7 protein-coding genes and 1 pseudogene are annotated in these 10458 nt (G+C 57.9%); 3 read left to right on the top strand and 5 right to left on the bottom strand.

Annotated features, from left to right (window positions below):
* From FJ980_RS27350 to FJ980_RS27335, 4 genes are all read right to left on the bottom strand, one after another.
* Positions 1-1233: hypothetical protein (locus tag FJ980_RS27350; protein WP_210243766.1), on the bottom strand; the 1233-nt coding region annotated here is incomplete at its 3' end.
* A gap of 56 nt (positions 1234-1289) precedes the next feature.
* On the bottom strand, positions 1290-2054 hold the full coding sequence (locus FJ980_RS27345) for a hypothetical protein (RefSeq protein WP_140546787.1): 765 nt from the start codon (positions 2052-2054) through the stop codon (positions 1290-1292).
* Positions 2055-2612: 558 nt separating this feature from the next.
* Complete coding sequence (locus FJ980_RS27340) at positions 2613-3014, bottom strand: hypothetical protein (protein ID WP_140546786.1); 402 nt, start codon at positions 3012-3014, stop codon at positions 2613-2615.
* 348 nt (positions 3015-3362) lie between these two features.
* Positions 3363-6491 carry a tetratricopeptide repeat protein gene (locus FJ980_RS27335; protein WP_181181317.1) on the bottom strand — a complete coding sequence of 1043 codons (3129 nt, stop codon included), beginning with the start codon at positions 6489-6491 and terminating at the stop codon, positions 3363-3365.
* Between the two features lie 152 nt (positions 6492-6643).
* Here FJ980_RS27335 and FJ980_RS27330 point away from each other — a divergent pair, with 152 nt between their 5' ends.
* The 3 genes from FJ980_RS27330 to FJ980_RS27320 are packed head-to-tail and all read left to right on the top strand — an operon-like array spanning position 6644 to position 9888.
* The gene (locus tag FJ980_RS27330) at positions 6644-7564 is read left to right on the top strand and encodes a TIR domain-containing protein (protein WP_181181316.1); all 921 of its coding nucleotides are present in this window, start codon (positions 6644-6646) and stop codon (positions 7562-7564) included.
* A 10-nt stretch (positions 7565-7574) separates the two neighbouring features.
* Entirely contained in the window at positions 7575-9185 is a 1611-nt protein-coding gene (locus FJ980_RS27325) for an adenylate/guanylate cyclase domain-containing protein (protein ID WP_140546783.1), read from the top strand.
* A gap of 22 nt (positions 9186-9207) precedes the next feature.
* The gene (locus FJ980_RS27320; RefSeq protein WP_140546782.1) at positions 9208-9888 is read left to right on the top strand and encodes an E2 domain-containing protein; all 681 of its coding nucleotides are present in this window, start codon (positions 9208-9210) and stop codon (positions 9886-9888) included.
* Positions 9889-9950: 62 nt separating this feature from the next.
* Here FJ980_RS27320 and FJ980_RS27315 read toward each other — a convergent pair.
* Positions 9951-10229, bottom strand: a pseudogene (locus tag FJ980_RS27315) (IS481 family transposase); the annotation flags it as partial.
* Positions 10230-10458: the final 229 nt, after the last annotated feature.

Below are 10458 nucleotides of genomic sequence, written 5' to 3'. Positions count from 1 at the left end.
TGAACCGCCGCCACCTCCCGTTGTGCCTGTTCCGGTTCCCGTCCCCGTCCCGCCAGTCCCGGCCCCCCACCCGCCTCCTAGCTCGTGAGCCCAATTTGAGAGCGTCTTCGAAAGCTCCCCGATCGCGTCTGAAATGTGCTGAGCCATATCCGGGCCATTCGTATAACCGAGATAGCCGACAGCAAGCGCGCCGACGAGTGCACCCGCGGCCATCCCTAGAGGCCCAAATTCTGTACCGAGGAGCGCCCCATCGAGCACACCCTCACCGATTGCGACCAGCAGCGCATCGTCGGCAATGCCGGCAAGATATGCGCCAAGCATTTTGCCAATGGCCCCACCTATTTCAGCACCAACGACCGAGCCGGTCAGCCGACCGGAAAGATTCTTCAGTATTTGATCTCCAAGGGGAACGTTCCCGCTAAGGTAAGCTTGCCGGGCATCGTACAAACCCTTCAGGGCTTCCAAACCCAGAAGAACCCCGCCGATATAACCGAGAGCACCGTTGAGGGCGTTGACGTCGCCCGCCAGCGAATTCACCAAATCCTGCATGCCCGATGGCACTAACCCGCTGTGAACGTCAAACCCTCCGAACTTAACAGGACCACTCCCATCCGAACTGTCTAGAAGATTTCCGAACCCATTATATTGACCTTCATCAAAGAACCCCTGGCTTTTATTGTAGTTTGGCGATTCCGGATTAAATGACGGATTTGCTTGATACCCCGCGACAAGTTCGGCGTAATCAGCGTAACTCATGCCGGTGCTGGCTGCAGCGGCATTCAAAGCGTCTGAGCTATGGATGACATTGTCATTTATAAAATCAACGGCATCAAGTCGATCGCCGATGTCGAAGTTTGTCTTGACCCAATTGGCGTCGCCTAACTCTGCTTTATTATCCGAAATAACTGAATAATCCGAGAGAACGCTCCCCGAGCTGGCCATGTCGTTCAAAATAGCCGCAGCTATTGACTTCTCGCCGAGGTCAGCGGAGTCGCCGGTAAGGCCGGTTTCCACCTCGGCGACGCCGTTTTGGTTCATCCAATCGCCAAAAACCTGTCCTTGCTCCCCGTCACCGAGCTCGTCGAGAACAACATCTGTTACCTTGATTTCCGCGCCTATGCTTTGCGCGTATTGGCTCCAAAGGTCCAGCACAGCAGTTGCATCGCCAGCCTGGATACCAGCCTTGATTGCGTTGACTATCGCATCTGTATCAAGATAGATCGTCTTGCTCATTTTCGCCGCTCCCCAAGCGCGATCCGACGTCAGTTGTCGTAGTGTGCACGCCAGTCTCAGTTATCTATACTACGTCGTCTCAGTTGTTCGCGCCACTCATCGAAGGTTATCCGGCCACGCCAATTATTGAACCATTCGTTTTCAAGTACATCTCGCTTCTTATTATTTTCTGGCTTCAGCATCTCGAATTCGTAACGACGATTGGCCAACTCCCGGAGTCCGAACATAATCGTTCCGCAGTCGCAATCCTCTGGGAGAGAAAATACTTCAGCAACGTGGGTCTTCACCGCTTGGATAGTGCCAACACCCAAGAATCCGACTTCATTGTAAGAATCGCGGTATGCACTCCAGATATCCGGGCAGGTTTTTTCCATATATTCAAGAAAGGTCTCTGTTTGCTCGTCAGTCCATTCGCAGCCTCCATTACGGCTCCGTGACCCCGTTTTGATCTGCGCCAGCCATTTTTTTCGACGCTGGTACCTGTTTTCGGGTTGCCACAACCGAAAATGGAAGGAACTGTCATTCGCGAAGCGAAAATCCACGGCTCCAGCGCGATATTGCTTCGGGTGGAAGCCAGGAAATAGCCCTTCAATGAATGAGCAAATGTGGGCGTTCATTGCATTGGAAATGAAGCCGTTATCGTTTTCGGAGCCGAGATAGGCTACCCATTCCTCTGGGAACCGCTCCGAGTAGGAAACAAGAATGACTCGAAGCTCCTCGGGCGTCCATTCCTTGATACCCCACAGCCGCCCTGGAGACGTTGCGCGAATCTTGAATGGAGGAGATGGGCGCTCCTCGCTCTGGGATATCGGCCTTTTCATTCGGATATGTCCACGTCCGATGTGATCGTCGTTTGACGGTAATGGGCTTTTCATCATGCACAACGGGCCGGACATAGGAACAACAGTCGTTGCGAGTGAGGGGAGGGCGAAGCCATAGGCCCGAGGCAAACGGAGAGAGCAACTAATTGAGCCGGACCGGCGAAGACCTGCCAGTCGGCCAGCCGGACGGTGGCCTATGTTCGAGGCTCAAGCGAAAGTAACTACGAGGAGTTAGTTCCTAGAAACCTGCCCATGCTCGGAAGACCTGCCAGTGAGAGAATCAGGAGGTGATGCAGGATGACTCGGATTGTTTCCACTTCACCCAATACCCAAGCCGAGAGTAATCCATATTTCGGCTTTTTTGCAATGGGTGTATTAGGGACCGATGAAAACTTTTTTTCTAGTATAGGCGAGCGCTAGTTAGCCGGGGCAGGTTCGGTTCCTTCCTGGTCAATCAGCCTCCGCAAGATTCCGCCCCGGCAACGGATAGGCCTAGCAATGCGGTAGCACTGCGCCTGAAATGTCTTGAGTCGTTATGCCTTGCCGCTCATCAGTTCATCAAGCATGCCACCTCCCTGGGAGCGCGGGCCAGGCGGCAGGGAGACGCTCCGGCTCGTTCTCATGCGGCCGCCCAGCTTCGAGCATCCGACGTGAGATCGCCTCCTGCTGTTGGTGCAGATGATCGCTCAGCAGTTTGTTGCGTGTGATGTAGCCGGCATTGAGACCTGGGATCGAGTGGTTCATCAGAAGGTGCACGTCAAGCTCGGCAACGCCGGTGGCCTGTGCGATCGTGCGGAAAGTCTGCCGCAAGTCGTTGCCCCATTTCGCCAGGTCGTCACGCTTTTCCTTGTGTTCTGCCATGTGACCACTTTCGCTATCGGCCGGGAAGAGCCAGTCACGCGATTGCTCTCCATAGACGGCTGGACCAATGCGGATGACTCGAACCAGACAGCGGATCATGGCGTTCGATAGCACTATGTCTAATGCTTTGATCTCGCCGCCCTTCGGCCTGGGTAAGTGCAAAACACGCGCGAAAATCGACGTGTTCGACCCGCGCCTTCCGGATCGCTTCAGGGCGATGGCCAGAAAGCAGCATGAACAGATGGAATCCCTGCCGGACGGGGTTCTTCAATGCCTCGCCGCATTCCGAGCTTCACCAAGTCGCCCGCTAGCCTCCAGGACCATGACGATTATTCGTCGCGACGGGAGACCTCGCGCACGTTCTAGCTGCTTGACGCTTGTAGACGATCTGCAGGATCGGGCCTCGCTGTAATCCGACAGCGATGCTTGCCTCTTGTCGCTGCAACATCATAGACTCAATAGGTCTGGCTCCTGCGGAGCCGTCCTTGTCGCCGCATAAATCCGTTTCAGAATATCGTCAGCAACTTCTTCGACCTCCTTCGCCACGACCGGCTTCTTGCCGCTGTACTTGAGAACCGCAACGGCAAGCGGTTCAACGGAACTGGCAAGGTCTGAACTTAGCAGCGCTTCGATCTCAGTCAGGAATCCCTGTGCAAGCAGCTGTATCGTACAGCCGACCAGCGCGGGGATCACCTCCATGCGCATTCCCACACCTTGGAACGCTGCGCTCAGATGTCTCACGACCCGCGGCCTGTCACCTTCGCGTCCGTATAAGGCCGCCAGTTCGATGTGGGCATCGATTAGACGGCGGTCCTTGGATAACGCGTCCTTCGCATCTTTGATCCTCTGGGTGATCTTTCGGTCATGCAACCTGCTACGGGCAAGGAGGGCTTGTGGATCGCCGGCATCGACTGCAATTGCCCGCTCGATAAGTTCTGCCGCGTCACGTTCATCGGATATTCTCGCAAGAACGGTAAGCGCCGCGACATTTGCCGGATTGATTTCTAGCGCCCGATTACAGATTTCGCGTGCTACATTGCGGTCGCCGCTCCGGCCCGCAATTTCCGCCTGCAAGACCAGGCTACATTCACATTGCGGGTTGATCGCCAGTGCCTGTTCCAGAAGAACCGCCGCTTCGGGGTCGTTACCCTGGTGCACTCGGAGTTCAGCCAGTTCCTTGAGCGGGCCGCAGTGTACGGCGCCATCCACGCGGTGGGCGGTCTCAAATGCCTCCGCGGCATCCGAGGTGCGGCCCATGATCCCCGACAAAAGTCGGCCGAGAAGCACGGACGGCAGTCCGCTTGCATCTGGCGCAAACGACGCCGCGCGGAAGGCAGCTTCCGCACCGGCCAAGTCGGACGCGCGTTGTCGAATCTGACCTTCAGCAACAAGGACCTCCTCGGTCTTTCCATGGGTCTGAGCTAGCCGGTCGGCGATCGCCAAAATCTGCTTGGACGTACCGCCAGCTTTTTGCGTTGCGCGCGCAAGCAGGGTGTATAGGCGCGGTTCCTGTATATTGTTCGACAGCGCACGCTCGATCGTCTCAACAGCTCGTTCCGGCTGTTTAAGCACGTTGAGAAGAAATGCGCCGTAGTCGAACCAAGGTGCGTCATCGCCGCCGCTTTCGGCCGCGATACGCAACACCTCGGCCGCTTCCTCGACACGGTCATCTTCGAAAAGCAAGTTGACCAACGCGTGCCGTGCCGGCTCATCATCCTTGTCCTCGGCAAGAGCATCGCGCAGAATTCTCTCAGCGCGCCCGCTGTCGCCTTTTCGAGACAGGATAAAGGCGTACCGTGATGCGGCCGAACCGTAGAGGGGGGCTTGCGTTAGTGCGCGTTCGAAGAGGTCCCTAGCTTCGTCGAGGTTCTCACGGTCGTGCTCGATTTTCGCGAGTTCCGTCAACGCAAGCGATATGGCCGGGTCTAGCGCAAGGGCAGCCCGCAGTTCACGTTCCGCATCATCGTTTTGATCCAGTTGCCGCAAGATCATGCCGAGCACCATGTGCGGAACCGGATTCTCGTCCGCAAGCTCAACAGCTCTTTTGCCGCTTTCAATCGCGCCGTCCGGGTTGCGGTCGGCCATTTCCGCGAACGCAAATGACACCCATGGCCGGAAATCGCCGGGCTGCAGTTCCATTGCTTCACGGAGCAAAGCTTTTGCCTCAACGATATTGTCATCAGAGATCTGCGCCCGGGCCCGCGCCAGTTTTTCTTCAAACTCACTGTCGTCCGACCGATCGCGTTGCAGCGAGGCATGGTGCGCCACCGAGGGGTCGCTTCGTAACGATTGCAAGAAGTCCGGCGGTGTCCGCTTCAGGATTTCGCTGCGAATGGGCTCGGGCTGGTCCAGCAGGATAGCGCTGAACGCATTGTGATAGTCTGATCTGCGTGATGGCGCGACTCCGCAGGCTTCGAGAACGAGCAACGTCGTCGTGTCCACGAGTTCGTCGCGGTCGTAATACTGCGTCATGAAGGCGACGAGTGCACGCACCCGGCTTGACGGATGACTTCGACGCCGCATCAGGTAGTAGATGTTGAACAATCGCTCCGCGGCGTTGTAGAGAACAACCCGGCCGCCCCCCGGCTGTTTGACGACCGCGCCGCGATCTGCAAGTCGATTCAACATCGCGGATGCGACGTTGATGGTTACCCTCGCGCTGGATGCGATCTGTTTGGCAGAACTCGGATCCCACGCCTCCAGAAGCGCAACAAATACTTTTCGCTCCTGACTCGGCAGCGCATCAAGTTGGCTCTTGAAGTATTCCGTATTCTGATCGATCAAAAAGCTTAGGTTCTCCATAAGGTCATGTAGAGAAGGCGTCTTCATGAACGCCGCCAGAATATGGAGAAGGCGCGGGCTCCCCCCGGTGAGAATTTGAAGCGGCCGTATCCGTGACTGTTCGACGTTTCGATTCGTCAGGGCCTCCCAGAGTTTCTGGCACTCAGAAAGAGATAGCGGCTTGAGATAGATATAACGGAATTCGCCCCTGAACTCGACCGTATCTTCATCGCCTTTGCTTTTCACCGATGTGGCTAGCACTCCGAAAAGCTCCCCTCGCGCTAGCAAGTCGATTAAGTCGCCGGCATGCTTCCCGATTTGGTCGCGCAGGATGATGTGGAAATTCTCCACCATGATCAGAAGACGCTTGTTCGCGTCAGACGAAATGCGCGTCAACGCTTCGAGGCAGAAGGACTGAAGTTCTGCTTCGTCATCGATTTCCATCGCATGGTGGTGCTTCGGCCCAAGCGAACGGTGGTTATCGTCTTGTGCGAGATGATAAAGGCACTCCAGAAGGAATTCGCCTGGCGAGGTCGCGCTGTAGCTTTCCTCGCCCAGAACGATTGGTATCCACGTTTCACGTAGGAATAAGTCGGCCCTAACTTCGGCAAGGACACGGCGAAGCAACGTCGTCTTGCCAGCACCGCGCGGTGCCACCACAAGGACCCTGTGATGGTCTTCGTCCGGCGATGACAGTGCGTCGAGAACCTCTTTGAACTCGCGTTGGCGAACGACGAAGTTCGCGACAGCTTCATCGTCGGTCTGAAAGCCGGGATTAAATCTGAATGTTTTCAATACGTTGTAACTCCAGGTGACCAACTTCCTTGGGAACACCCTATCATCCCATCAAAAATGTTGGCAAGCGTCGATTTCGTCGCTATATGGTTGCCAGCAAATTTGCTGGCATGCCCGAGTCGTGGCTTGCCCAAGCTTATAGGAGATCATTTATGGGTGTATTGACGAAGCGTTTTGACGGCATTGATGGAATGCGACGCATGGCCGACGTGATCGCTCGTTCGACGATTGGGGGCGGCGACGAAACGCTTGCCCAAGCCATCGTTGAAGCGGGCACCGTTATCCCGCTGATTTCCGGCGAGGCGATCATCCGTGCTGGGGGCGACGACACAGACATCTACTTCATCATTTCAGGGCTGGTCGGGATCGATGTGAAAGGCGTCCGCGTCAATCACCGCAGGGCCGGCGACCACGTGGGTGAAATTTCGGCGGCGGACCCGTCGCAGCCCCGATCGGCCGACGTCGTTGTCGTCGAAGATGGCGTCGCGCTCCGTGTTCCTGAAGGCCGCATCCATGAGCTTGCGAAGGCCAAACCTGAAGTTTGGCGCCGCCTTCTGGTCGAAGCAAACAAGCGGCTTGTGCAGCGGAACGCGCTCGTCCGCCCCGCCAATGAGCAGCCGGTCATCTTCATTATCTCATCGGTCGAAGCACTTGAAACAGCGCGGGCCATCCAGCTGGCCCTCTCACACGACAGCATGCTTACGACCGTTTGGACCGATGGAGTCTTCCGGACATCGGTCTATCCCGTCGATTCACTTGCCGCCGCCGTCGAGGCAAGCGATTTCGCGATTGCAGTCCTGCATGGCGACGACCTTGTCGCAACGCGCGGAACCGATGCGCTTGTGCCGCGCGACAATGTCACGTTCGAGCTCGGCCTGTTCATGGGCAATCTCGGCCGGCAACGCTCCATCCTTGTCGAGCCGCGTGACGGACACGTCAAACTCGCTTCAGATCTTCGCGGCCTCACCACGCTCTCGTACCGCGCAACTGGACCGGGTTCGATCGACAGTCGGATCGGGCCGACGGTCACCGAAATCCGTCGTCACATCGCCGAAGTCGGCGTCCGTCGCTAAGGGGGCGAACATGTCATCTTGGAACGAACTTCGCGCCCGCAGTCGCATCGCACAACTGCAGACGTCAGCTCCGGTCGCTGCGATCGGCGTCCGTGACCTCGGCACCTATCTCACTGAGCGTACGCTCCTAAGGGACCAAGCGCATTCACGCGGTCAACGCTTTAACGAACCCATCTTTGCCGTGCCACTCAACCGCGCCATCTTGACCCACGGCGTACACGTCTACGCCAATTTGACCGGATTCAATGACCGGCTACTCGATGATGGTCGTGAAACCGAAGCGAGCCACCGTCGGTCGATGCAGTTCCTGCACGGTCATTACGAAGCCTGCGACCGTCTGATCACTGCATTCGGCATCCAGCGTGTTGATTTCCATGGCGGCCGCCTGCACGCGGTCGTTCTGACGCCAACTGGTGCAGAAAACGAGATCCAGCGTCTTGAGATTGCCCAAGCCTTCGCGGCGTCTTTTCGCGAGATGGTCGCGCGCTTGTCGGACCGCTATGGTGGCGAGTTCCAAACTGGCGTGCGGATCGGCATCGATACCGGGCCGGCCGTTGCAATCAACAGCGGCCGTCGCGGTGAACTCGAGCCGCTCTTCATCGGCTCACCTGCCAACCACGCAGCCAAGCGCGCCGTCGGCGCGGCGGAGGGCATCTATCTAACGGACCGTGCGCGCGCCGTCCTGGCCGCTTCTCGGCCGGAAAATCCTGTATCCGTCGACGCTCTCTACGAAACGGCGATGTTGAACCGGGACATCGTGACAGACGGCCGGTTGGCATCAGCCAGATCCCGGGTTGATGAAGCATTTGAAGCTTTCAGCGCCCGGCGCGCCTTGGCCGACACTTCTAGTGGCGGACGCAATGCCGAGTTCACCTTCCACTATCGGCAGCCCCCGCTGCGCACCATCGACTACGCGGATCATCCGCCGAGTAACTCAATCCGCATGCCACTGGCTTCGATCTTCGCCGACATTGCCGGTTTCACCGTCTACGTCGACAAAGCAATGCAGAACGGCACCGTGGCCGAGGCTGTTGCAAACCTGCACGTTCTGCGCGGTGAGATGAACTACGTCGCCCGGGACGATTTCGATGGCCGTAAGGTACGATATATCGGTGATTGCCTCCACGCGCTGATGGCCGAAGGCGATGGGCGCAACACGGATGAACGTGGCACGGTCCGTTCTGCGGTGCTGGCGGCGGCTGCAATCCGGTCGTCATTTGATCTTTGCCGAACGATCCTGCCCAATATTGGCGAACTCGGGATTGCGATCGGCATCGAACTCGGGCCAACTCCAATTGCCCGGTTGGGGCTGATCGGCGATTCTAGTGTCCGCTGCGCCTCGAGCCGCGCCACATGCCGGTCCGAGGAAATCCAGGCTGTGTGCAATGGATCGGAGACGAACATCGGCGATGCCGCCTACGCAGCGGCCGATACCCATGTCCGCCGGCTCTTCGCAGGCGGTCAGGCAGCCCGCGGCCTGAATTATCCGGCCGCGTTGACCCTTCTCGCCGGTGCTTCAGCCACCGTCGCGGCGGTGACCGCTACCGCTGCGGCTCCGCCTTCCGCGGCTCGTACACCGCCAACGCCGATGCGGGCCTACGGGCACGGGAAGACGGAATGAGCCTCGTTGATGCGCTTCCAACGTGGTTTTTACCGACCACGTTGGGCCGGATTGTATTGAGGGCGCAGCCCACCTTCCCGGCACGGTTTGGCATATTGGTGGCCTCGCGCTTCGGATCACGCTTGGTCGCTATCCCACCGTTTCGGAAGCCGTGCCCGGAACGCGTCTGCCGCGACAGTGCCCGGAGCGTCATATATTTCCGGATTCAAGCTTCTGTATGAGCCTCCGTCCGGCGATGGCTACAAGCCAGGCTGCCGCCGAGCGCTGGTGGCACGACCTTGCCCAATATGTAATGTGCCAGTCCGTTGCGGATGCGACGGGCTTGTGGCCGCTTTACAATGGCCTGGATCATGGAGACGCCGGGCGCTTTCACGCCCTCGCGCTCGGACTTGCCGAGAAGCTCGGGATCGCGGACGAGTATTTTGCGATCCATGACGGGCAGCTTGCGGCCTTTTCCAAAACGACGCACGACCGCTTACGGAGTTCCGCCCTGTTCCAGCGGCTACTTGGCTATGAGCGCGCCCGGCGCAAAGGCTTGGCCGACTATGAATTCGAGGCCGGCATCAGCGGCGTGGCCTGCTGCGGATCAATGCGCAATTGCCCGTATCTGAAAACTGTGGAATGGCCCTATACAACGCAAGAGTGCGATCTGCGGCAGCACCTACTTACCACGACAGCACTAAACTTGATGCTGCGCAGGTAGGCCCGCTGAGATATCTCCCTTTCTGCCCTAGATGGCAAATGGGCATCAACGGGGCCGGCTAGGATCGTTGGCTGCAGGGTATAGAGGCAGTCGTCTAACGGCAGCAGCGTGTAGCGCCGGAAAGCGATGACGGCCTCTTCTTCGACCGACAGCACCGTCGACCGCGGTTCCTTCGGGCCGGTCGGCAGATCAGCGACCGAGGTCCGATTCTTCCACTTGCCGACTGTCTTCTGGTTGATCCCGTAGCGCTTGGCCAGCGCCCTCAGGCTCTCTTGACTATGCTGTATCGCTCGACGGACCGCCTCTGTCGTCGTGGCGCTCCCATGCAGAACCTGGCCCATAGCGCATCCTTTGATTCGGACGACAAGGATGCCCGGTCAGCACAGTTTTAGCACCCGCCTCACCAGCTTCATGTGTATCAAAGGAAACTCGCGCCTCCCAAACGCAAAAACCGCCCCGGTTAGACCGGGACGGTTATTGATTTATGATAGAATTGGTTGCGGGGACAGGATTTGAACCTGTGACCTTCAGGTTATGAGCCTGACGAGCTACCGGGCTGCTCCACCCCGC

The sequence above is a fragment of the Mesorhizobium sp. B1-1-5 genome (assembly GCF_006443065.1).
GTDB lineage: Bacteria > Pseudomonadota > Alphaproteobacteria > Rhizobiales > Rhizobiaceae > Mesorhizobium.
Note: the sequence above shows the minus strand (reverse complement) of the source record. Positions and strands in the feature narration are given on the sequence as shown.